Source organism: Calidifontimicrobium sp. SYSU G02091 (assembly GCF_022631395.1).
In the GTDB taxonomy this organism is placed as follows: Bacteria; Pseudomonadota; Gammaproteobacteria; order Burkholderiales; family Burkholderiaceae_C; genus Calidifontimicrobium; species Calidifontimicrobium sediminis.
This window is the reverse complement of sequence record NZ_JALBGB010000024.1, coordinates 40,610-65,089: the sequence shown is the minus strand read 5'-3', so window position 1 is coordinate 65,089 and position 24,480 is coordinate 40,610. Positions and strand designations below refer to the sequence as shown.

General features: G+C 72.1%; 26 protein-coding genes. 19 read left to right on the top strand and 7 right to left on the bottom strand.

The features are described 5' to 3' along the window. The 6 genes from flhF to MOJ79_RS14305 form a co-directional block, all read left to right on the top strand. Positions 1-1,073 (top strand): flagellar biosynthesis protein FlhF (gene flhF, locus MOJ79_RS14330; protein WP_241924758.1); only part of this gene is annotated, 1,073 nt, incomplete at its 5' end. A 19-nt stretch (positions 1,074-1,092) separates the two neighbouring features. Then, positions 1,093-1,881, top strand: coding sequence for a MinD/ParA family ATP-binding protein (locus MOJ79_RS14325; RefSeq protein ID WP_241924757.1), 789 nt, complete (start codon positions 1,093-1,095; stop codon positions 1,879-1,881). A 17-nt stretch (positions 1,882-1,898) separates the two neighbouring features. Next, a complete protein-coding gene (locus MOJ79_RS14320) occupies positions 1,899-2,612 on the top strand; it encodes an RNA polymerase sigma factor FliA (RefSeq protein WP_119355287.1) in 714 nt (237 codons plus the stop codon). Positions 2,613-2,643: 31 nt separating this feature from the next. Then, positions 2,644-4,020 carry a methyl-accepting chemotaxis protein gene (locus tag MOJ79_RS14315; RefSeq protein WP_241924756.1) on the top strand — a complete coding sequence of 459 codons (1,377 nt, stop codon included), beginning with the start codon at positions 2,644-2,646 and terminating at the stop codon, positions 4,018-4,020. A gap of 113 nt (positions 4,021-4,133) precedes the next feature. Continuing rightward, positions 4,134-5,720 carry an esterase/lipase family protein gene (locus tag MOJ79_RS14310; protein WP_241924755.1) on the top strand — a complete coding sequence of 529 codons (1,587 nt, stop codon included), beginning with the start codon at positions 4,134-4,136 and terminating at the stop codon, positions 5,718-5,720. 19 nt (positions 5,721-5,739) lie between these two features. Next, entirely contained in the window at positions 5,740-6,423 is a 684-nt protein-coding gene (locus MOJ79_RS14305; protein WP_241924754.1) for a transglutaminase-like domain-containing protein, read from the top strand. A gap of 60 nt (positions 6,424-6,483) precedes the next feature. Here MOJ79_RS14305 and MOJ79_RS14300 read toward each other — a convergent pair whose 3' ends face one another. The 3 genes from MOJ79_RS14300 to flgA all read right to left on the bottom strand — a co-directional run bounded on the left by MOJ79_RS14300 (position 6,484) and on the right by flgA (position 8,160). After that, complete coding sequence (locus MOJ79_RS14300; RefSeq protein WP_241924753.1) at positions 6,484-6,900, bottom strand: hypothetical protein; 417 nt, start codon at positions 6,898-6,900, stop codon at positions 6,484-6,486. Positions 6,901-6,962: 62 nt separating this feature from the next. Further along, a complete protein-coding gene (gene flgM, locus MOJ79_RS14295; protein ID WP_241924752.1) occupies positions 6,963-7,256 on the bottom strand; it encodes a flagellar biosynthesis anti-sigma factor FlgM in 294 nt (97 codons plus the stop codon). Between the two features lie 148 nt (positions 7,257-7,404). Next, positions 7,405-8,160, bottom strand: coding sequence for a flagellar basal body P-ring formation chaperone FlgA (flgA, locus tag MOJ79_RS14290; RefSeq protein WP_241924751.1), 756 nt, complete (start codon positions 8,158-8,160; stop codon positions 7,405-7,407). A gap of 172 nt (positions 8,161-8,332) precedes the next feature. On the opposite strand from flgA, the gene flgB reads away from it, so the two are divergent. From flgB to greB, 10 genes are all read left to right on the top strand, one after another. Continuing rightward, on the top strand, positions 8,333-8,743 hold the full coding sequence (flgB, locus tag MOJ79_RS14285; RefSeq protein WP_241924750.1) for a flagellar basal body rod protein FlgB: 411 nt from the start codon (positions 8,333-8,335) through the stop codon (positions 8,741-8,743). A gap of 26 nt (positions 8,744-8,769) precedes the next feature. Next, complete coding sequence (gene flgC / locus MOJ79_RS14280) at positions 8,770-9,174, top strand: flagellar basal body rod protein FlgC (protein ID WP_119291718.1); 405 nt, start codon at positions 8,770-8,772, stop codon at positions 9,172-9,174. 4 nt (positions 9,175-9,178) lie between these two features. Further along, on the top strand, positions 9,179-9,829 hold the full coding sequence (locus MOJ79_RS14275) for a flagellar hook assembly protein FlgD (protein ID WP_241924749.1): 651 nt from the start codon (positions 9,179-9,181) through the stop codon (positions 9,827-9,829). A 39-nt stretch (positions 9,830-9,868) separates the two neighbouring features. Then, positions 9,869-11,200 (top strand): flagellar hook protein FlgE, encoded by a 1,332-nt coding sequence (gene flgE, locus MOJ79_RS14270; RefSeq protein WP_241924748.1) that lies wholly within the window; start codon positions 9,869-9,871, stop codon positions 11,198-11,200. 37 nt (positions 11,201-11,237) lie between these two features. Beyond that, entirely contained in the window at positions 11,238-11,969 is a 732-nt protein-coding gene (gene flgF / locus MOJ79_RS14265; protein ID WP_119291725.1) for a flagellar basal-body rod protein FlgF, read from the top strand. Between the two features lie 145 nt (positions 11,970-12,114). Continuing rightward, a complete protein-coding gene (locus tag MOJ79_RS14260; protein WP_241924747.1) occupies positions 12,115-14,463 on the top strand; it encodes a bifunctional salicylyl-CoA 5-hydroxylase/oxidoreductase in 2,349 nt (782 codons plus the stop codon). Further along, positions 14,460-14,978, top strand: a complete 519-nt coding sequence (locus MOJ79_RS14255) for a MarR family transcriptional regulator (protein ID WP_241924746.1) — start codon at positions 14,460-14,462, stop codon at positions 14,976-14,978. The genes MOJ79_RS14260 and MOJ79_RS14255 overlap by 4 nt, the downstream gene beginning before the upstream one ends. Further along, the gene (locus tag MOJ79_RS14250) at positions 14,971-15,828 is read left to right on the top strand and encodes an enoyl-CoA hydratase family protein (RefSeq protein WP_241924745.1); all 858 of its coding nucleotides are present in this window, start codon (positions 14,971-14,973) and stop codon (positions 15,826-15,828) included. Before MOJ79_RS14255 ends, MOJ79_RS14250 begins: the two co-directional genes overlap by 8 nt. Before the next feature lie 2 nt (positions 15,829-15,830). Then, positions 15,831-17,015, top strand: coding sequence for an acyl-CoA dehydrogenase family protein (locus MOJ79_RS14245; protein WP_241924744.1), 1,185 nt, complete (start codon positions 15,831-15,833; stop codon positions 17,013-17,015). Beyond that, complete coding sequence (greB, locus tag MOJ79_RS14240; protein WP_241924743.1) at positions 17,012-17,575, top strand: transcription elongation factor GreB; 564 nt, start codon at positions 17,012-17,014, stop codon at positions 17,573-17,575. Before MOJ79_RS14245 ends, greB begins: the two co-directional genes overlap by 4 nt. 7 nt (positions 17,576-17,582) lie before the next feature. Here greB and MOJ79_RS14235 read toward each other — a convergent pair whose 3' ends face one another. The 4 genes from MOJ79_RS14235 to MOJ79_RS14220 form a co-directional block, all read right to left on the bottom strand. Further along, positions 17,583-19,868 carry a RelA/SpoT family protein gene (locus MOJ79_RS14235; protein WP_241924742.1) on the bottom strand — a complete coding sequence of 762 codons (2,286 nt, stop codon included), beginning with the start codon at positions 19,866-19,868 and terminating at the stop codon, positions 17,583-17,585. A gap of 127 nt (positions 19,869-19,995) precedes the next feature. Continuing rightward, positions 19,996-20,199: a DNA-directed RNA polymerase subunit omega gene (rpoZ, locus tag MOJ79_RS14230; RefSeq protein WP_119353755.1), complete on the bottom strand. Its 204-nt coding sequence runs from the start codon at positions 20,197-20,199 to the stop codon at positions 19,996-19,998. A gap of 15 nt (positions 20,200-20,214) precedes the next feature. Further along, a complete protein-coding gene (gene gmk, locus MOJ79_RS14225; RefSeq protein ID WP_241924741.1) occupies positions 20,215-20,850 on the bottom strand; it encodes a guanylate kinase in 636 nt (211 codons plus the stop codon). Positions 20,851-20,855: 5 nt separating this feature from the next. Further along, positions 20,856-21,764, bottom strand: a complete 909-nt coding sequence (locus MOJ79_RS14220) for a YicC/YloC family endoribonuclease (RefSeq protein WP_241924740.1) — start codon at positions 21,762-21,764, stop codon at positions 20,856-20,858. 27 nt (positions 21,765-21,791) lie between these two features. On the opposite strand from MOJ79_RS14220, the gene MOJ79_RS14215 reads away from it, so the two are divergent. From MOJ79_RS14215 to rph, 3 genes are read left to right on the top strand one after another with little or no spacing between them, the layout of a single operon-like run. Continuing rightward, positions 21,792-22,760, top strand: coding sequence for a serine/threonine protein kinase (locus tag MOJ79_RS14215; RefSeq protein WP_241924739.1), 969 nt, complete (start codon positions 21,792-21,794; stop codon positions 22,758-22,760). Between the two features lie 34 nt (positions 22,761-22,794). Next, positions 22,795-23,697, top strand: coding sequence for a PP2C family protein-serine/threonine phosphatase (locus MOJ79_RS14210; protein ID WP_241924738.1), 903 nt, complete (start codon positions 22,795-22,797; stop codon positions 23,695-23,697). A gap of 47 nt (positions 23,698-23,744) precedes the next feature. After that, the gene (gene rph / locus MOJ79_RS14205; protein WP_272885391.1) at positions 23,745-24,470 is read left to right on the top strand and encodes a ribonuclease PH; all 726 of its coding nucleotides are present in this window, start codon (positions 23,745-23,747) and stop codon (positions 24,468-24,470) included. Positions 24,471-24,480: the final 10 nt, after the last annotated feature.

The following is a 24,480-nucleotide window of genomic DNA, read 5'->3' as shown; positions in this document are numbered from 1 at the left end:
CCGCGGCGCCGCTGCCCGCGGCCGCCGAGCCGGCCGCCGCGGCGCCGGCGCACCACGTGCCCGTGCTGCGCGACGACATCCGCCTCGATGCGGCGCACGTGACGCCCGACGCCGAGCGCGCCGCGCGCCGCGAGCAGGCCGAGATGATGAACGAGCTGCGCGCGATGAAGGGCCTGATCGAGCAGCGCTTCGGCGCGCTGGCCTTCATGGAGAAGCTGCAGAAGAGCCCGGCGCAGGCGACGCTGAGCCAGAAGCTGCTCGACGCCGGCTTCTCGCCGGGGCTGATCCGCAAGCTCGGCGAGGCCCTGCCCGCCGATGTCGCCGACCCGATGGCTTGGGCCGCCGGCGTGCTCGAGCGCAACCTCGTCGCCGCCGAGCAGGAACCCGCGCTCGAAGACTTGGGCGGCGTGTTCGCGCTGATCGGCTCGACCGGCGTCGGCAAGACGACGACCACCGCGAAGATCGCCGCCGCGTTCGCGACGCGCCACGGCGCCGGCGCGCTCGGGCTGATCACGCTCGACGCGTACCGCGTCGGCGCGCACGAGCAGCTGCGCACCTACGGCCGCATCCTCGGCGTGCCGGTGCACACCGCGCACGACCGCGCCTCGCTCGACGACCTGCTTGATCTGCTCGCGGGCAAAAAGATGGTGCTGATCGACACCGCCGGCATGGCGCAGCGCGACAGCCGCACGCGCGAGCTGCTCGACATGCTGCAGCACCGCAGCATCCAGAAGCTGCTCGTCGTCAATGCGTCGGCGCAGGGCGAGACGATCGACGACGTGCTGCTGTCGTGGCGCGCCAGCGCCTGCCGCGGCGTCGTGCTCAGCAAGATCGACGAGGCCGTCAAGCTCGGGCCGGCCCTGGACGCGCTGATCCGCCACAAGGCGCACGTGATGGGCGTGGCCAACGGGCAGCGCGTGCCCGAGGACTGGCACCGCCTGTCGGCGCAGGCGCTGGTGCAGCGCGCGCTGCGCGCGAGCGCGCCCGCCGCGTGGCAGATGGGCCGCGACGACGTCAACCTCGTGTTCGCGGCGATGCCCGCGGCCGCCGCCGGGGCGCCGCTGCACGTCTGAACCCGCCGCGCCGCTGCCGATGATCGACTTCTACGCCTCGCGTCCGGGCCCGTTCGACCAGGCCGACGGCCTGCGCCGGCTGTTCGCGGCGTCGCGCGCGGTCTTCGTCGCGCTGGCCGCCAACGCACGCGTGCCCTTTGCCGGCGTGCTGATCGAGCGGCTGACGACGGCGTTCGCCGCGCTCGGCCGCCACGTGCTCGTCGTCGACGCGGCCGAGACGTCGCCCGCTGCACCCGAGCTCGCGTGGCTCGACCTGGCCGCGTGCATCGAGCCGCTCGCGCCGCACTTGTCGTACCTGCCGGCGCGCGGGCTGCCGCGGCGCCACGTCGACACGCGCGGCTGCGCCGACGGGCTGCTCGTCGCGCTCGCCGACGCCGCGCCGCAGGCCGACACCATCGTCGTGCACGCCGGCGCGAGCGACCTCGCGCGCCTGTTCATGCGCCGCGCGGTGCGCCCGGTGCTGATGGCCGCCGACCAGCCCGCCAGCGTCACCGAGGCCTACGCGAGCCTGAAGCTGCTCGCGCTGCGCAGCGGCTGGCGCGCGTTCGACCTGCTGCTCGCGGCGGCGCCGAACTCGCCGCGGCGCGAGCGCATCGCGCCGCGGCTGGCCGACTGTGCCGACCGCTTCGTCGGTGCCGTGCTGCACGACTGGGCCGTCGTCGACCCGGCCGCCGAGGCCGGCGACGTGCCCGACGCCGCGCTGCTGCGCCTGGCGCACGGTCTGCTCGAGACGCACGACGCGCCGGCCGCCGCCCCCGCTGCCCGCTTTCCCGTCGCGCCGGCCGACCGCATGCCGGCGTGGCACTGACCCCGGAGCCCCGACCGATGTACACCGCCAAAGGCCGACTCGACCACAGCGCCCTGCTCAAGCAGTACAGCCCGCTCGTGCGGCGGCTGGCGCACCAGATGATCGCCAAGCTGCCGGCCAACGTCGAGCTCGACGACCTGATCCAGGTCGGGATGATCGGGCTCAACGACGCGCTCGGGCGCTTCGACGCCGCGCAGGGCGTGCAGTTCGAGACCTTCGCGACGCAGCGCATCCGCGGCGCGATGCTCGACGAGCTGCGCGGCAGCGACTGGATGAGCCGCGGCAACCGCCGCCAGCAGCGCAGCATCGAGGCCGCGGTGCACAAGCTCGAGCAGAAGCTCGGCCGCGCGCCGACCGAGGGCGAGATCGCCAAGGAGATGGGGCTGAGCCTGGCCGAGTACCAGGACCTGCTCGGCAAGGTGCGCGGCACGCAGCTCGTCTACCTCGAGGACATGAGCGGCGACGACGGCGACGACAGCTACCTCGACCGCCACGTCGCCGACGAGGACGCCAACCCGATGGGGCTGCTCGAGGACCGCCGCATGCGCGAGGCGCTCGTCGAGGCGATCAAGAACCTGCCCGAGCGCGAGCAGTACGTGATGAGCATGTACTACGAGCAGGACATGAACCTGAAGGAGATCGCCGCCGTGCTCGGCGTGACCGAGAGCCGCGTGTGCCAGCTGCACAGCCAGAGCATCGCGCGGCTGCGCGCGCGGCTGCGCGACTGGTGAAGCGACCCCACCGACGACGCGAGGCACAAGCATGCTGACCCTTTTCCGCGCCAAGCCGGCCCCGGCGCCCGCGGCCGACGCGGCCGCCGCATCCACGACGACGGCGCCACCGCCCGCTGCCGCCGGCAGCGACGGCGCCCTGATGCACCGCCTGGCGCGCGAGACGGCGCAACTCGGTCGCGAAGCGGCCGAGGTGCGCGGCGTCATCGACGACACGCAGAAGGCGTCGGTGCGGCTCGCGCAGTCGCTGCAGGCGCTGGCGCAGCGGCTGCACGACGTCTCCGAGGTGCAGCAGGCCATCGGGGCGCACACCGCGCAGGGCTCGGCCGCGGTGGCCGGCGCGCGCGAGGCGGTCGAGGCCGTGGGCGGCGAAGTGGCCGGCATCGTCGACACGCTGCGCGAGGTGGCCGGCGCGGCCGGCGAGATCACGCAGATCGCGCTGCAGACGCGGCTCGTCGCGTTCAACGCCAGCGTCGAGGCCAAGCGCGCCGGCGAGGCCGGGCGCGGCTTCGGCGTCGTCGCCGACGCCGTGAAGGACCTGGCGGCCAAGGTCGAGGCGTCGTCGAAGGCGATCATGGAGACGGTCGGGCGCCTGGACGGGCGCATCGCCGCGCTGGCGCGCGAGATCCAGTCGCGCGAGGGCGCCGGCGACGACGCCGGTGCGGTGCACCGCGCGCTCGCGCAGGTCGACGCCGGCGTCGCGCGCATCGCCGAGGCGGCGCAGCGCAGCCGCGACGTGGTGGCCGACGTCAACCGCCAGATGGGCGCGATCGAGTCCGACATGCGCGCCAGCGCGAAGGCGCTCGACAGCGCGCTCGGGCGCAGCGAGGCCTTCCTGAAGGCGAGCGAGGCGCTGATCGAACTGGTCGCCGACGCCGGCATCGAGACCGAGGACACGCCTTACATCCGCGCCGCGCAGCAGGCGGCGGCGCAGATCTCGCAACTGCTCGAGGGGGCGCTGCGCAGCGGCGCGATCAGCAGCGCCGACCTGTTCGACGAGCACTACGCGCCGATCCCCGGCACCGAGCCGCAGCAGCACCTGACGCGCTTCGTCGCGCTGGCCGAGCGGCTGTTCCCGCAGGTGCAGGAGAAGGTGCTCGAGATGTCCGACAAGGTCGTGTTCTGCATCGCGGTGGACCGCAACGGCTACATCCCGTGCCACAACCGCAAGTACAACCAGCCGCAGCGCCCGGGCGACGTCGCGTGGAACACCGCCCACGCGCGCGGGCGGCGCATCTTCAACGACCGCACGGGACTGGCCAGCGCGCGCAACCAGCGCCCGTTCCTGCTGCAGACGTACCGCCGCGACATGGGCGGCGGGCGCTTCGTCGTGCTCAAGGAAGCCGCGGCGCCGATCACCGTCGACGGCCGCCACTGGGGCGGGCTGCGGCTGGCTTTCGAGTTCTGACGGCTGCGGCGGCGCTCGCGCCGCGCCGGGCCTTCGGTTAAGCTGACCCTCGCACCGCGCGGCCCGCGCCGGGGATGGCCCCGCGTCACCGCGCGCCACGACGAGGAGGCGGCATGGTCGACGCGTTCCACCCGATCATCTACGTGCGCGGCTACGCGATGACCGCCGGCGAGCGCGACGAGACCGCCGCCGACCCGTTCTGCGGCTTCAACACCGGCTCCACCGTCTACCGCGCCGCGGTCGACCGTGGCGCACCGGCGAAGAAGTTCGTCTTCGAGTCGCCGCTGCTGCGGCTGACGACCGACTTCGGCTACCGTGACGTCTACGAGAACGGCCTGGGCATCATGGACCCGGACTGGCAGCCGCCGCCGGGCCCCGACGGCGAGCCCGGCACCGGCATCGCACGCCGCTCGATCATCGTCTACCGCTACTACGACTCGGGCTCGAGGCTGCTCGGCGACGGCAAGGCGCGCGAGATCGAGGTCTACGCCAAGGGCCTGAGCGACCTGATCCTGCGCGTGCGCCAGCTCGTGTGCGCGCGCAAGGACGACGGCGTGACGCCGGCGAGCTTTCGCTGCTATCTCGTCGCGCACTCGATGGGCGGGCTCGTCGTGCGCGCGTTCCTGCAGAACGCACGGCTGGGCGACGACCGCGCGCGCCGCAGCGTCGACAAGGTGTTCACCTACGGCACGCCGCACAACGGCATTGAGGTGCTCGGCATCAACGTGCCGTCGTGGCTGAGTGCCAGTGAGATCGACACCTTCAACCGCGAGCGCATGGCCAAGTACCTCGACCTGGCCGAGCCGTACAAGCGGCTCAAGCGCGTGGACCTGCTGCCCGAGCGCGCGTTCCCGTCGCAGCGCTTCTTCTGCATGGTCGGCACCAACCGCGGCGACTACGAGGCGGCGATGGGGCTGTCGCGTGCGTTCGCCGGGCACGGCAGCGACGGGCTCGTGCGCATCGAGAACGCGCGCGTGTGGGGGCTCGACGACGCCGGGCAGATGACGGCGCCGGCGCCCACCGCGTACGCCTACCGCGCGCACAGCGGCTTCTTCGGCCTCGTCAACAGCGAGGAGGCGTACCAGAACCTGACGCGCTTCCTGTTCGGCGACCTGCGCGTCGACATCTGGGTCGACGTCGACGAGGTGCGGCTGCCGAAGGCGCTGCAGCGCAAGAAGGTCGAGGCGCTGTACCAGTTCGAGCTGCTCGCCGGCCCGCGCGGCAAGCGCTGGTACCTGACGCGCCGCGTCGCCGAGGAGGACTCGCCGGCGTGCCGCACGCACGCGCAGCTCGCCGGCGGCACCCGCCCCGGCGACCGCAACGTCTACCTGTCGACGGTGTTCCTCGCCAACCGCGCGCGCGTCAACCCCGAGCGTGCGTCGCTCGCGTATGCGATGACGCTCGGCGTGCGCGTGCCCGACTACCAGGTCGACCAGCGCTTCTGGGCCGACGAGCACTACGAAGGCGGCTACCTGTTCCGCGACACCGCGATCATCGAAATGGTGCCGCCGGCGCAGCCCGGGCACGACTGGGTCGTGAACCACGGCTGGCAGAGCGAGACGGCGACCCGTGCGCGGCACGCGCTGTCGTACGACCAGCTCAAGAGCGGCCAGATCCAGTTCACGATCCCGTTCGACAGCGGCGCGGACCCGGGCATCGCCGGCCACATCCGGCTCGTCGCGCAGGCCTGGAATGTCTGACCCGCTGGATCCCGTTGGAATGGGGCACGACGACGACCGCACCGGCCGGCCGCCCGATGCCGCGTGCCTGGCACCGACCGCGCTGCTCGACAGCGACCACCCCGACGTCGTCGCGTTCGCGCGCCACCACGCGGTGGGCGCGAACGACCGCGAGCGCGCGGTCGCGCTGTACCTCGCGGTGCGTGACGGCTTCCGCTACGACCCGTACCGCATCGACCTGTCGCCGGCGGGCATGCGCGCGAGCACGGTGCTGGCCACCGGTCACGGCTGGTGCGTGCCGAAGGCGGCGCTGCTCGCCGCCGCCGCGCGCGCGGCGGGCATCCCGGCGCGCGTGGGCTACGCCGACGTGCGCAACCACCTGAGCACCGAGCGCCTGCGCCGCACGATGGGCACCGACGTGTTCATCTGGCACGGCTATGTCGACCTGTGGCTCGACGGCGCGTGGCGCAAGGCGACGCCGGCGTTCAACGTCGAGCTGTGCGAGCGCTTCGGGCTGCTGCCGCTCGAGTTCGACGGCGTGCACGACTCGCTGTACCACCCGTACGACCGCGCCGGGCAGCGCCACATGGAATACGTGCGCCAGCGCGGCAGCTTCGACGACATGCCGCTGGCGCGCATCGTCGCCGACTTCGAGGCGACCTATCCGCGCTGGGCGCTGCTGGCGGGGGGCACGTGCTTCGAGGACGACGTCGCGCGCGAGTGATGGCGCTGCGCCGGTGAGGCAGGTACCGGCGGCGCGCCCGCGCAACGGCGGCGCGGTGACTCAGGCGTGGGTCGTGCCGAAGCCGCTGCGCTCGCCGGTGCCGCTCGCCGAGTACAGCGCCGCCGGCGTCGCGGTCGACGGCATCAGCACGTCGATCGCGCGGTCGAGCGCGGCGGTTGCGCGCGCCAGCGACTCGCGCTGTGCGGCGACCTGGCCGCTGGCCAGCGCCAGGCGCTGGCGCAGTTCGAGCGGCACCGCGCCGCGTCGCGCGGCCTGCGCGAACTGCGCGACGGCCGCCGCCAGTGCGCGGTGTAGCGCGCTCGCGTGGCGTTCGATGTCCTCGCTGTCGCGTTCGCACAGCGCCCTGCCGAGCGATGCCAGGTGCTGCTCGACGGTGGCCAGCGCCGACTCGAGCACGGCGTCGGCGGCGGTCGGGACGGGGGCAGGGCGGAGGCTCGGTGCGGGGCTGGGCGGCATGACGGCGAGGGGCGCGCGCGGGCGCAGCGATGGGGAACGCCGCCGCGGCGGCGCGGCGGGGTTCAGCGCGACGAACGGTCGAGCAGTTCGCGCGCGTTGGCGATCAGCTTGTCGGCGATCACGTCGGCGTTGACCTCGTACTTGCCGTCGCGGATCGCCTGCGCGATGCGCTGCACCTTCTCGGCGTCGAAGTCGGCGTTGCCTTCGGTCACGGCCAGCGCAGTCGCCGAGAGTTCGACCTTCGCGCTCTCCTCCTGCCCGGCGGCCTGGGGTTTGGCCGGGGCCGCGGCAGCGGAAGAGCGCTCGCCGCCGACGGGGACGACGGCAGCTTTGGGCTCGAGCGGGCCGATCTTCATGGTGTGCTCCAGCGGTCGGCGGGGGCCGACCCATTCAACATGTCGGTGGTATCGGTGCGCGGGCGCCCGACTTGAGGGCTGACGGGGCCGATTGTGCGCCCGCCCCCCGAAACGCGGGGGACGCCGGTGGCGGCGGGCGGGCGGCGCGTCACAGGGTCACCTCGACGCGCGACGGCGCCACCGGCACGCCGGTGACGATGCGCCCGCTGTCGGTGCGCACGCGCACGCGCTGGCCTTCGATGCCCGCCGCCATCGCCTGACCCTGGCCGCTGATGCGGTAGCCGCGCCCGACCGCGACGACCTGCACGACGTCGCCGGCGGCGAACCACTGGCGCGCCCGCAGGTCGGCGGCGCGCACCGGCGCGCCGGCGGCCAGCGGCCGCGCGAGTGTGCGCCCGAGCAGCAGCGGCTGCTCGACGACACCGCCGGCGGCGAGGTCGACCTCGGCGCGGCGCAGGTGCGCCGCCTCGAGTTCGGTGCCGGCGGCCAGGTCGGCCGCGGCGACCCAGCCCGGCGCCAGGACCTGCACCGTCGCGGGCAGGTGCACGTGCCAGCGCGTCGGCCCGGCGGTGCAGCGCAGCCCGACGCGCACCGCGCCCCACGCCGACGCGGGCCACTGCGGCTCGATGCGTTCGCACGGCGCGAGCCGCAGCCGCGCGTCGAGCCGGCCCAGTTCGACGACGGTGCGCGCACCCGGCGGCACGCGGGGATGCGCGGCGGCCGCCTGCTGCAGCGTGGCGCGCAGCTGCTCGCGCAGCGCCGCGTCGGGTACCTCGGCGACGGCCGCCTGCGCCACGGCGGCGAGCGACGCGGCGGCCAGCGCGAGGCCGGCGCCGACACGCGCGCACAGCCGGGACGCGAAGCGCACGACGTCCACGCGCCCGCTGCCTCGGGGGCTGGGCACGGCGTCGCGGCGGGGTCTGCGATGGACTTTCACGCCCGCCAATGTAGGCCGCCGCCACCGGCACGAGGCGCGGAATTGGCCGCTCGAGCCCGCCCTTATCCGGGTCAAGGCGCGCAGGGCGCTGCCCACAATGACCCGCAGTCCATCCGCCACGGGAGCCCCCCGTCCAGCCATGCTGCCACGCCTCGGTCAGGTGCTCGATTTCCAGTCGCAGGCGCTGCTGCTGCGCGCCGAGCGCCAGCGGCTGATCGCCAGCAACATCGCCAACGCCGACACGCCCGGCTACCAGGCGCGCGAGATGGATTTCGCGCAGGCGCTGCGCGAGGCCACCGCCGGCGTCGCGCCGGCGGGCACGGTCGCGCGCACGGCTCCCGGGCACATCGCGCCGGCCGCGAGCCTCGGTGGCGAGCGCCACCTGCGCTGGGCCGCCGCGAGCCAGACCAGTCTCGACGGCAACACCGTCGACATGGACCGCGAGCGCGCCTCGTTCGCCGACAACGCCGTCAAGTACGAGGCCGCGCTGCGCTTCATCAACGGCAGCGTGCGCACGATGCTCGACGCCATCAAGGGCCAGAGCCAGTGAGCCACTGAGCGCTACAGGAGTCCGCCATGAGCCTGATGAACATCTTCAGCGTCGCCGGCAGCGCGGTCAGCGCGCAGAGCCAGCGGCTCAACGTCGTCGCGTCGAACCTGGCCAACGCCGACACCGTCGCCGGCCCCGACGGCCAGGCCTACAAGGCGCGTCAGGTCACGTTCGCGACGCACTTCTTCGGCGACACCGGCAACGCCGGCGTGCGCGTGAGCACGGTGCGCGAGGACAACACCCCCGGGCGGCGTGTGCACGACCCCAAGCACCCGGCGGCCGACGCCGAGGGCTACGTGACCTACAGCAACGTCAACGCGGTCGAGGAAATGGTCAACATGATTTCGGCGTCGCGCTCGTACCAGAACAACGTCGAGGTCATGAACACGACCAAGCAGCTGCTCACGCGCACGCTGCAGATGGGCCAGTGACGCGATGGCCGCGATCGACGCCCTCGCCACCGCGACCGCCGCTGCGACCGGCACGTCCACGACGTCGCGCAGCGACGTCGACGCGCAGGACCGCTTCCTCAAGCTGCTGGTCGCGCAGCTGAAGAACCAGGACCCGCTGAACCCGCTCGACAACGCGCAGGTCACGAGCCAGATGGCGCAGATCCAGACGGTGGCCGGCGTCGAGCGGCTGAACACGACGGTCGAGTCGCTGTCGGGCCACTTCGCGCAGATGCAGGCGCTGCAGGGCGCCTCGCTCGTCGGGCGCGACGTCGTCGTCGAGGGCGACCGGCTGTCGCCCAACGATGCGGGGCTGGTCCAGGGTGGCTTCGAGCTCGCGCAGCCGGCCGACCGCGTGCGCGTCGAGGTGCTCAGCCGCGCCGGCCTCGTGATCGACACCGTCGACCTCGGCGCGCTGGGCAGCGGCCGCCACGGCTTCGAGTGGGTGCCTGCCGCCGGCGTCGACGCGACGCTCGGCGAGCGCTTCCGCGTCGTGGCCAAGAGCGGCACGACCGCGGTGGCCGCGACGCCGCTGATGCGCGACCGCGTCGACGCCGTCGTCGCCGGCGACGTGCTCACGCTCGAGCTGCGCCACGCCGGCAGCGTGCCCTACGCCGCCGTCAAGGCGTTCAACTGACCCGAAACACCGAAGCGCCATACAGCGAAAGGACGTCCCATGGCATTCCAGCAGGGCCTGTCGGGCCTGAACGCGACGAGCAAGAACCTCGAGATCATCGGCAACAACGTCGCCAATGCGAGCACGTTCGGCTTCAAGGCCTCGCGCGCCGAGTTCTCCGACATGTACGCCGCCGCGCTCAACGGTGCGGGCGCGAACTCGATCGGCATCGGCGTCAACCTCGCGGCGGTCGCGCAGCAGTTCACGCAGGGCAACATCAGCGTGACCGAGAACGCGATGGACCTCGCGATCAACGGCGCCGGCTTCTTCCAGGTCACCGACGGCATCAACCCGGTGATGTACAGCCGCAACGGCCAGTTCAAGGTCGACCGTCAGGGTTACATCGTCAACAACCAGGGCCTTCAGCTGATGGGCTACCCGGCCGACGGCACCGGCGCGATCATGCCGGGTACGGCCGTGGCGCTGCAGCTGCCTACCGCGGGGGTCAACCCGCAGGCCACCGGCAGCATCGTGATCGAGTTCAACCTCGACTCGCGCTCCGGCCCGGTGGACACCGCGCCGGCCGTCAACTTCAGCGACCCGACGACGTACAACAACGCGACGTCGCTGACCGTCTACGACGCGCTCGGCCAGGACATCGCGCTGACCTACTACTTCCAGAAGGCCGACCCGTCGACCATCGTGCCGCCCGACCCGGTCGGCGTGACGCGCTGGAACGTGTTCGCGACCGCCAACGGCACGCCGCTCAACAGCGCCGACCCCGACGACCCGGTGCCGGTCGCGCAGATGGTGTTCCCCGTCGACGGCACGCGCCCCGCGGTTCACCCGGTCGCTGCCGACGGCACGGTGGCGGCCACCCCGTCGCCCGACGGCACGGTGCCGCTGCCGATCGGGGTCACGACCAACCGCGCCGGTGCGCTGACGACACCGATCACGCCGACGCTCGACCTCGGCCGTGCGACGCAGTACGGCGCCGCGTTCGGCGTCACCAACCTGACGCAGGACGGCTACGCGCCGGGGCAGCTGTCGGGCATCACGATCGAGCCCAACGGCATCATCATGGCGCGCTACAGCAACGGCCAGAGCCAGCCGGCGGGCCAGATCGAGCTGGCCTCGTTCCGCAACCCGCAGGGACTGCAGCCGATGGGCAACAACGTCTGGGCGCGCACCTACACGTCGGGCGACCCGATCGTCGGCGTGCCCGGCGAGGGCAACATGGGCGTGCTGCAGGCCGGTGCGCTCGAGGAATCGAACGTCGACCTCACGGCCGAGCTGGTCAAGATGATCACCGCGCAGCGCATGTACCAGGCCAACGCGCAGACCATCAAGACGATGGACCAGGCGATGCAGTCGATCGTCAACCTGCGCTGACGGCCCCGTGCCACGCTGACGCCGACGGGAGCGCACGATGGACCGCATGATCTACCTCGCGATGTCGGGTGCGAAGGCGACGATGCAGCGCCAGGAGGTGCTCGCGCACAACCTGGCCAACGTGTCGACGACGGGCTTTCGCGCCGAGCTCGCGGCGTTCCGCGCCGTGCCGGTGCGCGGCGACGGGGCGTCGACGCGCGTGTACGCGCTCGAATCGACGGTGGGCTACAACCCCGACCCCGGCGCGGTGCAGCCCACCGGGCGGCCGCTCGACATCGCGATGAAGGGCAACGCGTGGCTCGCGGTGCAGGCGCTCGACGGCACCGAGGCCTACACGCGCGCCGGCGCGCTCGACCTCGACGCCGAGGGCAACCTCGTGACCAAGAACGGCCACCCCGTCATCGGCGACGGCGGCCCGATCACGGTGCCGGCGGGCACGCGCGTCGCGATCGCGCCCGACGGCACCGTCAGCGCGAGCCGCGACGACGGCACCAGTGCCGTCGTCGGGCGGCTCAAGCTCGTGACGCCGGAGGCGCCGCTGCAGCGCGGCACCGACGGGCTGTTCCGCGCCGCCGACGGCGAACTGCCGGCCGACGCCAACGCGCGCGTGCAGGACGGCGCGCTCGAGGGCAGCAACGTCAGCGCCGTCGAGACGATGGTCGCGATGATCACCGCGGCGCGCCAGTTCGAGCACCAGATGAAGATGCTGCAGACCGCCGAGCGCCAGGAGCAGCAGGCGATGCGGCTGCTGACGCCCAACGGCATGTGAGCCGCCCGGACTCGCGACGTCGAGGCGCCCCGCGGGGCGCCTTTTTCGTGTCCGGGGCTTGCCGGAAATGGGCGGTTGGCTAAAATATTGACAACTAAAGCAATTCGGTGCGCGTTGCGGCGCGCCGATCGCGCGGGAGACCGGCATGAAGATCGTCTGCATCGGCGGCGGCCCCGCCGGCCTGTACTTCGGGCTGCTGATGAAGCGGCGCCACCCGGCGCACGAGATCGTCGTCGTCGAGCGCAACCGGCCCTACGACACCTTCGGCTGGGGCGTCGTGTTCTCCGATGCGACGATGGAACACATGCGCCGCTGGGACCCCGAGACGGCGCGCGAGATCCAGCAGGCGTTCAACCACTGGGACGACATCGAGCTGCACTTCAAGGGCCGCGTGATCCGCTGCGGCGGCCACGGCTTCGTCGGCATCGGCCGCAAGAAGCTGCTCAACATCCTGCAGGCGCGCTGCGAGCAGCTCGGTGTGGAGCTGCGCTTCGAAAGCGAGGTCGACTCCGACGCCGACTTCCCCGACGCCGACCTGATCGTCGCCAGCGACGGCATCAACTCGAAGATCCGCACGAAGTACGCCGACGTCTTCCGGCCCGACATCGTCACGCGCCCCAACCGCTACATCTGGCTCGGCACGAACCGCCTGTACGACGCGTTCACGTTCCTGTTCGAGAAGACCGAGCACGGCTGGTTCCAGGCGCACATCTACAAGTTCGACGAGGCCACGAGCACTTTCATCGTCGAGTGCCCGGAGGACGTGTGGAAGGCGCACGGCCTGGACCGTGCCGACCCGCAGCAGTCGATCGCCTTCTGCGAGCAGCTGTTCGCCGCCAACCTGCAGGGCCACCGGCTGATGAGCAACGCGCGCCACCTGCGCGGCAGCGCGTGGCTGAACTTCCAGCGCGTCAAGTGCGAGAAATGGTGGCACCACAACGGCCGCCAGCCGGTCGTGCTGATGGGCGACGCGGTGCACACGGCGCACTTCGCGATCGGCTCGGGCACCAAGCTCGCGATCGAGGACGCGATCGAGCTGACGGCACAGTTCGACGCCGCCGGCCACGACGCCGCGCGCATCCCCGAGGTGCTCGAGCGCTATCAGGCACTGCGCGAGGTCGACGTGCTGCGGCTGCAGAACGCGGCGTGGAACGCGATGGAGTGGTTCGAGGTGGTCGGCCGGCGCTACGCCGACACGCTGCCGCCCGAGCAGTTCATGTACTCGATGCTCACGCGCAGCCAGCGCATCAGCCACGAGAACCTGCGCCTGCGCGACGCGCGCTGGCTCGAGGGCTTCGAGCGCTGGTTCGCCCGCAGCGCCGGCGTCGAGGTGCCCGAGGGCACCCGCCCGCCGCCGCCGATGTTCACGCCGTACACGGTGCGCGGCGTCACGCTGAAGAACCGCGTCGTCGTCAGCCCGATGGCGCAGTACTCGGCGGTCGACGGCGTGCCCGGCGACTTCCACCTCGTGCACCTGGGCGCGCGTGCGCTCGGCGGCGCCGGCCTCGTGTTCGCCGAGATGACGTGCGTCAGCCCCGAGGGCCGCATCACGCCCGGCTGCCCAGGGCTGTACACCGCCGAGCAGGTGCGCGCGTGGAAGCGCATCGCCGACTTCATCCACACGCACACCGACGCGAAGTTCGGCATCCAGATCGGCCACAGCGGTGCCAAGGGGTCGACGCGCGTGCCGTGGGACGGCCCCGGGATGGACCACCCGCTGGCGGCGGGCAACTGGGAGATCGTCTCGGCGTCGCCGCAGCAGTACCTCGAAGGCGTCAGCCAGATCAGCCGTGGCATGACGCGCGCCGACATGGACCGTGTCACGGCGCAGTTCGTGCGCGCCGCCGAAGGCGCGGCCGAGGCGGGTGCCGACTGGCTCGAGCTGCACTGCGCGCACGGCTACCTGCTGTCGAGCTTCATCTCGCCGCTGACCAACCACCGCGACGACGAGTACGGCGGCAGCCTCGCCAACCGGCTGCGCTACCCGCTCGAGGTGTTCCGCGCCGTGCGCGCGGTGTGGCCGCAGCACCTGCCGATCTCGGTGCGCATCTCGGCGCACGACTGGGTGCCCGGTGGCATCACGCCCGACGACGCGGTCGAGATCGCGCGGGCGTTCAAGGCCGCCGGCGCCGACATGATCGACTGCTCGAGCGGGCAGGTCAGCGCGAAGCAGAAGCCGGTGTACGGGCGCATGTACCAGACGCCGTTCGCCGACCGCATCCGCAACGAGGCCGGCATCGCGACGATCGCGGTCGGCGCGATCAGCGAGGCCGACCACGTCAACAGCATCGTCGCCGCCGGCCGCGCCGACCTGTGCGCCGTCGCGCGCCCGCACCTGGCCAACCCGGCGTGGACGCTGACCGAAGCCGCCAAGATCGGCTGGACCGGCGTCGCGTGGCCCAAGCCCTACCTCTCCGGCAAGGGGCAGATGGAAAGCCTGTTCGCGCGCGAGAAGGCGCAGGCCGCCGCGCCGGCCTTCAGGGAGCCGGCATGACGAGGCGCACCACCGCGCTGCGCCTGGCCGACGACCGCCTCGGCGCCGAGGCGCGCGCCGCCCACGACGACCACGTCGCGCTGCGGCTGTGGCTGCGGCTGCTCGCGTGCAGCAACGACATCGAGCGCGAGATCCGCCGGCGGCTGCGTGCGCGCTTCGGCATCACGCTGGCGCGCTTCGACTACCTCGCGCAGCTGTACCGCCACCCGCAGGGCCTGCGGATGAACGCGCTGTCGAAGTACCTGATGGTTACCGGCGGCAACGTCACCGGGCTGACCGACGAACTCGAGAAGGACGGCTGGGTGCGGCGCGAGAGCGACCCCGACGACCGCCGCTCGTGGCGTGTCGCGCTGACGCCCGAGGGCGCGCGCTCGTTCGAGGCGATGGCGCGCGAACACGAGGGCTGGGTCGTCGAGCTGCTCGCGCCGCTCGACGACCGCGCCCAGCACCAGTTGCTCGACCTGCTGGGCCGGCTGCGGCTCGGCCTGCACCGCGAGGAGTCCACGCATGACTGACCGCAAGCCGCTCGACCCGGCGCTGGCCGCCGGCAACCGCCGCCCGCTCGGCGACTGGCGCGCGACGCACTTCGAATGGACGGTGGCCGAGCGCGTCGGCACGATCACGCTGAACCGGCCCGAGCGCAAGAACCCGCTGACGTTCGACAGCTACGCCGAGCTGCGCGACCTGTTCGTGCGGCTGCGCCACGCGAACGACGTGCACGCCGTCGTGATCACCGGCGCCGGCGACAACTTCTGCTCCGGCGGCGATGTGCACGAGATCATCGGGCCGCTGATCGGCCTGCCGGCGCCCGAGCTGCTGATGTTCACCCGCATGACCGGCGACGTCGTCAAGGCGATGCGCCACTGCCCGCAGCCGATCGTCGCTGCCGTCGACGGCGTGTGCGCCGGCGCCGGCGCGATCCTCGCGATGGCCGCCGACATCCGCTTCGGCACGCCGCGCAGCAAGACGGCGTTCCTGTTCAACCGCGTCGGGCTGGCCGGCTGCGACATGGGCGCGTGCGCACTGCTGCCGCGCATCGTCGGCCACGGCCGCGCGAGCGAGCTGCTCTACACCGGCCGATCGCTGCCCGGCGACGAGGCCTACCACTGGGGCTTCTTCAACCGCCTGTGCGCGCCGGAAGACCTGCTGCGCGACGCGCACGCGCTGGCGCACGAACTCGCGCACGGCCCCACCTTCGCCAACGGCATCACGAAGACGATGCTGCACCAGGAGTGGGACATGGGCATCGACGCCGCGATCGAGGCCGAGGCGCAGGCGCAGGCGATCTGCATGCTGACCGAGGACTTCGGCCGCGCGTACCGCGCGTTCGCGGCGAAGCAGAAACCCGTCTTCCAGGGCGACTGACGATGAGCCTGCACGACGACCTCGCCTGGCCGTTCTTCGACGAGCGCCACCGCGCGCTCGCGCGCGAGCTCGACGCCTGGTGCGCTGCGCACCTGCACGTCGACCACGGCGCCGACGTCGACGCGACGTGCCGCGCGCTCGTGCGCGCGCTGGGTGAGGCCGGCTGGCTGCGCCACGCGGTGGCGGGCACCGCGCATGGCGGGGCGGGCGAGGCGATCGACACGCGCGCGATCTGCCTGATCCGCGACACGCTGGCGCGCCACGATGGGCTGGCCGATTTCGCGTTCGCGATGCAGGGGCTCGGCTCCGGCGCGATTTCGCTGGCCGGCACGCCCGCGCAGCGCGCCGCCGTGCTGCCGCGGGTGGCGCGCGGGGAGGCGATCGCCGCGTTCGCGCTGTCGGAGCCCGACGCCGGCAGCGACGTCGCGGCGATGCGGTGCGCCGCGCGCGTCGAGGGCGACGTCGCGATCCTCGACGGCGAGAAGACGTGGATCAGCAACGGCGGCATCGCCGACGTCTACGTCGTCTTCGTGCGCACCGGCGAGGCGCCGGGCGCGCGCGGCATCAGCGCGTTCATCGTCGAGGCCGGCACGCCGGGCTTCGAGATCGCCGAGCGCATCGACGTCATCGCGCCGCACCCGCTCGCGCGGCTGCGCTTCGCCGGCTGCCGCGTGCCGCTCGCGAACCGCATCGGTGCAGCGGGCGAGGGCTTCAAGATCGCGATGCGCACGCTCGACGTGTTTCGCACGTCGGTCGCGGCCGCCGCACTCGGCTTCGCGCGCCGCGCGCTCGACGAGGGCCTGCAGCGCGCGACGACGCGCCGGATGTTCGGCCAGACGCTGGCCGACTTCCAGCTCACGCAGGCCAAGCTCGCGCAGATGGCGACGACGATCGACAGCGCGTCGCTGCTGACCTACCGCGCCGCGTGGCAGCGCGACCAGGGCCGCGGCGTCACGAAGGAAGCGGCGATGGCCAAGATGGCCGCCACCGAGGGCGCGCAGCAGGTGATCGACGCGGCGCTGCAGATGTGGGGTGGCCTCGGCGTCACGCGCGGGCAGACGGTCGAGCGGCTGTACCGCGAGATCCGTGCGCTGCGCATCTACGAGGGCGCGACCGAGGTGCAGCAGCTGATCATCGCGCGCGAGCTGTTGAAAGCCCGGGGCACCGCGCCAAAATCGGCCGCATGAGCAAGGCGTTCACGAAGGAAGTCGACGCGCCCGCCGACGAGGACGACGACGTCGGCCTGCCGCCGCTGCCTGCTGGTGGCAAGAACTACATCACGCCGCAGGGCTACGCGGCGCTGCGCGCCGAGCTGCTGCACCTGCTCGACGTCGAGCGGCCCAAGGTCGTCGAGGCTGTGGCCTGGGCGGCGAGCAACGGCGACCGCAGCGAGAACGGCGACTACCTGTACGGCAAGAAGCGGCTGCGCGAGATCGACCGCCGCATCCGCTTCCTGACCAAGCGGCTCGACATCGCCGAAGTCGCCGACCCGTCTCTGCACCACGGCAGCGACCAGATCTTCTTCGGCGCGACGGTGACCTACGCGACCGCGAAGGGCGACGAGCGCACGATCACGATCAAGGGCATCGACGAAGCCGACAGCCTGAAGGGCGAGGTCAGCTGGATCGCGCCGATCGCACGCGCGCTGCTGAAGGCGCGCGAGGGCGATGAGGTGCAGCTCGTCACGCCGCGCGGGGTCGAGACGATCGAGGTGCTGCGCGTCGAGTACCCGCCGCCGGCGCGCTGAGCCGCGCTCAGGGCTTGATGCGCTGCGCGCGCAGCACCGACGGTGCGCGCTTGAGCGCGCGCAGCACGTCGGCCAGGTGCAGGCGGTCGCGCACCGCGAGCAGCAGCTTGAGTTCGACGGTCTCGCCGGCTTTCTCGTCACCCATCGCGATGTGCGTGATGTCGGCCTCGGCGCCGCTGATCGCGGCGGCCACGCGCGCGAGCACGCCCTTGCCGTTCTCGACCAGCACCTGCACGCCGGTCTCGAACGGCCGCGTCGGCTCTTCGGCCCACTCGACGGGCAGCCAGCGTTCGCTGTCGCGCTCCTTCAGGCGGCGCGCGACACCGCACTCGGCGGTGTGCACCGTCAGCCCCTCGCCGCGGCCGAGGTAACCGACGATCGCATCGCCCGGGATCGGCCGGCAGCAGGTGGCCATCTGCACCGACGCGCCCTCGCTGCCGTCGATCGTCACCAGGCCCTGCGTCGGCGCGTTGTCGTCGCTGGCATAGCGGCCCAGCGTCAGCGTCACGGCGTCGGGGCGCGCGCCGCGCTCGGCGAGCAGCTGCGCGACGCGCTTGGCGACGATGGTCGCGATCTTGCGCCCCTGGCCGATGTCGGTCATCAGCTCGGCGCGGTGGCGGTTGCCTGCCCAGCGCGCGACCTGCTGCCACAGCGCGGCGGCGTCCTCGTCGGCGGGGTCGGCCGACGGCATCGGCAGGCCCTCGGCGCGCAGCGCCTGCGCGAGCAGCTTCTCGCCCAGCGCGCGCGCCTCTTCCGCCTCCATCGTCTTCAGGTGGTGGCGGATCTTGCTGCGCGCGCGGCCGGTGCGCACGAAGTTCAGCCACGCCGGATTCGGCTTCGCGTTGGGCGCCGTGACGATCTCGACGACGTCGCCGCTCTTCAGTTCGGTGCGCAGCGCGACCGCCTCGCCATTGACCTTGGCCGCCACCGTGTGGTGGCCGACGTCGGAGTGGATCGCATACGCGAAGTCCACCGGCGTGGCGCCGCGCGGCAGCGCGAGGATCTTGCTCTTGGGCGTGAAGACGTAGACCGCGTCGGGGTAGAGGTCGACCTTGACGTGCTCGAGGAACTCGGCCGCATCGCGCGTCTCGTCCTGGATGTCGAGCAGGCTCTGCAGCCAGATCGTGCCCAGCCGCTGCGCTTCCTTCGGGTCGCGCACGTCCTTGGCCTTGTACATCCAGTGCGCGGCGATGCCGGCCTCGGCCACCGCGTGCATCGCCTCGGTGCGGATCTGGAACTCGATCGCGGTGCCGAGCGGGCTGACCAGCGTCGTGTGCAGCGACTGGTAGCCGTTGGCCTTCGGGATCGCGATGTAGTCCTTGAAGCGGCCCGGCACCGGCTTGTAGAGCTGGTGCAGCACGCCCAGCGCGGTGTAGCACTCGAGCACGTCGCCGACGACGATGCGAAAGCCGAAGATGTCGTTGACCTGCGCGAAGCTGGTGTGCTTCTCGCGCATCTTGCGGTAGATCGAGTAGATCGTCTTCTCGCGTCCGGCGATCTGCACCTTCATGCGCGCGGCGGCGAAGGTACGCTCGACGTCCTTGTGCACGCGCTCGACGAGGTCGCGCCGGTAGCCGCGCGAGCGCTGCACAGCCTTCGACAGCACCGCGTGCCGCCACGGGTGCAGGTGCTCGAACGACAGCTCCTGCAGCTCGCGGTAGGTCTGGTTCAGACCCAGACGGTGCGCGATCGGCGCGTAGATCTCGAGCGTCTCGCGCGCGATGCGCCCGCGCTTGGCCGGCGCCATCGCGGCCATCGTGCGCATGTTGTGCAGCCGGTCGGCGAGCTTGACGAGGATCACGCGCACGTCGCGCGCCATCGCCAGCAGCATCTTGCGGAACGACTCGGCCTGCGACTCCTCGCGCGTGTTGAACTGCAGCTTGTCGAGCTTGGTCAGTCCGTCGACGAGGTCGGCAGTGGCGGCGCCGAAGCGCTCGATCAGCTCGGCCTTGCCGACGCCGCAGTCCTCCATCGCGTCGTGCATCAGCGCGGCCATGATGGCCTGCGCGTCGAGCTTCCAGTCGGCGCACAGCCCGGCCACCGCGAGCGGGTGCGTGATGTAGGGCTCGCCGCTGGCGCGGAACTGCCCCAGGTGCGCCTCGTCGGCGAATTTGTACGCCTCGCGCACCTGCTTCAGCTCGGCTTTCGAGAGGTAGCCGAGCTTGTCGGCCAGCGCGGCGAAGGTCGCCGCGGTCGACGCGGCGGCGGGCTCCTGCGGCTTGCCGAGCGCGAGGCGAGGCAGCCCCGTCAGCGCGGAGGGCAGCAGCTCGGCGGCCAGCGACCGGATCCCCATACCCCAATTTAGCAGGCTGCGGCCGCGCGCGCCTCGCGCGGGTGCCCGGCGGGGCGCACAGCGCCGCGCGAGAACGACGAAGGGCGCCCGCAGGCGCCCTTCGTCGTGGGGTCGGACGCGCGGCGGCTCAGATCGGCACGCGGCGCAGCATCTCGAGGCCGACCTCGCCGGCGGCGATCTCGCGCAGCGCCGTCACGCCGGGCTTGTTCTTCGTCTCGATCTTCGGCGCATGACCCTGGCTGAGCATGCGCGCGCGGTACGTGGCGGCGAGCACCAGCTGGAAGCGGTTCGGGATCTTCTGCAGGCAGTCTTCGACGGTGATGCGGGCCATGGCGGTGCGACGGGGTCAGATCAGGTCGAGTGCGGCGAACACCTGCGACTTGTTGCGCTTCTGTGCCGCGTACTTGAGGCGCTGCGAGTGCACGACCGTCTTGAGGTCGAACAGCGCCGTTTCGAACAAGGCATTGATTATCACATAGTCGAAGTGCCGCGCCTGCGCCACCTCGGTGCGCGCGTTGGCCATGCGCTGCTCGATGACGTCGGGGCCGTCCTCGCCGCGGCGCAGCAGGCGCTGGCGCAGCTCGTCCCAGCTCGGCGGCAGGATGAAGATCAGCACCGCGTGCGCGAACAGCTGCTTGATCTGCAGCGCACCCTGCCAGTCGATCTCGAGGATCACGTCATCGCCGGCCTTCAGCCGCTGCTGCAGCTCGACGCGCGACGTGCCGTACAGGTTGCCGTGCACCTGCGCCCACTCGAAGAACTCGCCGCGCTCGACCATGTCGCGGAACGTCGCCTCGTCGACGAAGTGGTACTCGCGCCCGTCGCGTTCCTGGCCGCGCGGTGCGCGCGTCGTGTGCGACACCGACACCGACAGGTGCGCGTCGAGCTCGAGCAGCGCCTTCACGAGGCTCGACTTGCCGGCGCCGCTGGGTGCGGCGACGACGAACAGGTTGCCCGGGGTCTCGCTCGGGGAGGGGTCCATCGCCGTCACTCCAGGTTCTGCACCTGCTCGCGCATCTGCTCGATCGCGACCTTCATCTCGACCGCGATCGCGGTCAGCTCGAGGGCGGCCGACTTCGAGCCGAGCGTGTTCGCTTCGCGCTGCAGCTCCTGGATCAGGAAGTCCAGCCGCTTGCCGACCTCGCCGCCCTTGGCGAGCAGGCGCTCGATCTCGTCGAGGTGCGCACGCAGCCGCGCGAGCTCCTCGGCGACGTCGATGCGCAGCGCGTACGCCGCCGCCTCGTTGAGCGCGCGCTCGCGCAGGGCCTGCTCGCCGATGCTGGCGGCCGCGCCGGTGGCCTGCAGCGCCTCGTGCCAGCGCTCGACGAAGCGCTGCTGCTGGCGCTGCACGACGGCGGGCACCAGCGGCTCGGCCTGTGCCGCGAGTTCGCGCAGCCGCGCGACGCGTTCGGCGAGCACCGCGGCCAGACGCGCGCCTTCGCGCTCGCGCGCGGCGCGCAGCGACGCGATCGCGCGGTCGGCCGCGTCGAGCACGGCGTCGTCGGCGCGCACGGTGGCGCTGGCGCTGCGGCACCACTGCAGGGCCTCGTGCGTCGACAGCGGCGCGGCCTTCGGCAGCCACGACTGCACCTGCGACTCGAGCTGCGACAGGCGGTGCAGTTGATCGGCGGTGGGCTGCGGCCACGCGTCGGCGTCGTCGCGCGCGCTGCTGAGCCGCAGTTCGATCTTGCCGCGGCGGAACGCGCCGGCCAGGCGCTCGCGCAGCGCCGCCTCGAGCCCGCGCCATTCGTCGGGCAGGCGGAACGAGAGGTCGAGAAAGCGGCTGTTGACCGACCGCAATTCGACCGTCAGCGCCGCCGCCGTGGGCCCAGAATCGGCCCCGGAAACGGCCCTTGTCGCGGCACTGGCGTAGCCGGTCATGCTGTAGACTGACATCGCGCTATCGCCTTGCAAAACTCGATTATGTCAAAGCCCAAACCCGCCCCGTTGCCCGCAGGCACCGTGGTCGGCGGCTACCAGATCGTCAAGAAGCTGGCGGCCGGTGGTTTTGGCGTGGTCTACCTCGCCGAGGACGAGAGCGGCCACCTGGTGGCGATCAAGGAGTACCTGCCCGCGTCGCTGGCCGAACGCGACCCCGGCGAACTGGTGCCGCGCGTCAAGCCCGACAAGCTGCCGCTGTACCGCCTGGGTCTGAAGAGCTTCTTCGAGGAAGGGCGCTCGCTCGCGCAGATCAGCCACCCGAGCGTCGTCTCGGTGCTGAACTTCTTCCGCGAGAACGAGACCGTCTACATGGTGATGAACTACCTGCAGGGCGACACGCTGCAGGACTTCATCGTCACCGCGCGCGACTTGAAGCGCGACAAGGTGTTCCGCGAGAGCACGATCCGCAGCCTGTTCGACGAGATCCTGCGCGGGCTGCGCATCGTGCACCAGCACAAGATGCTGCACCTGGACATCAAGCCGGCGAACATCTTCATCACCAACGACAACAAGGCGGTGATGCTCGACTTCGGCGCCGCGCGCGAGGTGCTGAGCAAGGAGGGCAACTTCATCCGCCCGATGTACACGCCCGGCTTCGCCGCGCCCGAGATGTACAAGCGCGACGGCGCGCTGGGGCCGTGGACCGACATCTACGCGATCGGCGCGTGCATCTACGCGTGCATGCAGGGCTACCCGCCGAACGACGCGCCGCAGCGGCTCGAGAAGGACCGCCTCGCGCTGAGCCTGTCGCGGCTGCGCAATGTCTACTCCGACAACCTGATCGAGGTCACCGAGTGGTGCATGTCGCTCGACTCGCTGTCGCGCCCGCAGAGCGTGTTCGCGCTGCAGAAGGAGCTCGCGCGCGAGACCGAGCGCCGCTACACCAAGCTGAGCTTTTCCGAGCGGCTGAAGCTGCAGCTCGAGAACCTCAAGTCGGGCGCCAAGCCTTGATGCGCGCGGACCTCGCCGCCACCGCCTGACGCCGATGCGCTTCGCCGTCTACCAGGTCAGCCGCAAGGGCGGACGCGAGAAGAACGAAGACCGCATGGGCTACTGCTACACGCGCGAGTCGGGCCTGTTCGCGCTCGCCGACGGCATGGGCGGTCACCCCGAGGGCGAGGTCGCCTCGCAGCTCGCGCTGCAGACGCTGGCCGCGCGCTTCCAGCACGACGCCAAGCCGCGCCTGGCCGACCCGCAGCTGTTCCTGCGCGAAGGCATCCTCGCCGCGCACCGCGAGCTGCTGCGCTACGCGCAGCGGCGCGCGCTGCCCGACACGCCGCGCACGACGGTCGTCGCCTGCGTGCTGCAGGACGGCGCGCTGTGGTGGGCGCACTGCGGCGACTCGAGGCTGTACGTCGTGCGCGACGGCGCGCTCGTGGCGCGCACGCGCGACCACTCCTACGCCGAGCTGCACGAGGCGCTGACGCTGTCGACGACGGTCACGCCGTTCGGGCGCAACGTGCTGTTCACGTGCCTGGGCAGCCCGAGCGAGCCGATGGTCGACGCCGCCGGGCCGCTGCGCCTGCACGGCGGCGACCGCATCCTGCTGTGCTCCGACGGCCTGTGGGGCAATGTCGCCGACGCCGAGATCGCGGCGCAGCTCGGCCGCGGCACGATCTCGCACTCGGTGCCCGACCTCGTCGAGGCCGCACTGCGCGAAGGCGGTGCGAAGTGCGACAACGTCACCGCGATCGCCGTCGAGTGGGAGGGCGGCGACGACGCCGACGCGGTGTCGACGCAGGCGCTCGGCGAGGACCTGTTCGCGTCGAGCATCCAGACCGCGGCGCTCGGCGACGCGGCGGCCGACGATCTCGACGACGCCGAGATCGAGCGTTCGATCCAGGAGATCAACGAGGCGATCCGGCGCTCGGCCGAGAAGCGACACTGAGGCCGGCGGCCTGGGCCGCCGGTGTTCCCGTTCCCGAGAGGTTTTCGATGAGCTTCATGCGCACCCACGGGCGTGCCGCCGACGCGCTGCGTCCGGTCTCGCTGCAGCGGCACTACACGCGCCACGCCGAGGGTTCGGTGCTGGTGTCGTTCGGCGACACCCGGGTGCTGTGCACCGCGTCGGTCGACGAGAAGGTGCCGCCGCACAAGCGCGGCAGCGGCGAGGGCTGGGTCACCGCCGAGTACGGCATGCTGCCGCGCAGCACGCACACGCGCAGCGACCGCGAGGCCGCGCGCGGCAAGCAAAGTGGCCGCACGCAGGAGATCCAGCGCCTGATCGGGCGCTCGCTGCGCGCCGTCTTCGACCTCGCCGCACTCGGCGAGCGCAGCATCATCGTCGACTGCGACGTGATCCAGGCCGACGGCGGCACGCGCACCGCGGCGATCACCGGCGCCTTCGTCGCCGCGCACGACGCCGTCACGTGGCTGCAGCGCGAAGGCCGCATCGAGCGCTCGCCGATCCGCGACCACGTCGCCGCGGTGTCGGTGGGCATCGTCGAGGGCACGCCGCTGCTCGACCTCGAGTACGTCGAGGACGTCGCCTGCGACACCGACATGAACGTCGTGATGACCGGCAGCGGCGGCTTCGTCGAGGTGCAGGGCACCGCCGAGGGCGTGCCGTTCACGCGCGCCGAGATGGACCGCATGCTCGCGCTCGCCGCGCACGGCATTGCCGAGCTGGTCGCGCGGCAGCGCGCCGCGCTGGCCGGCTGACGGGGGCACG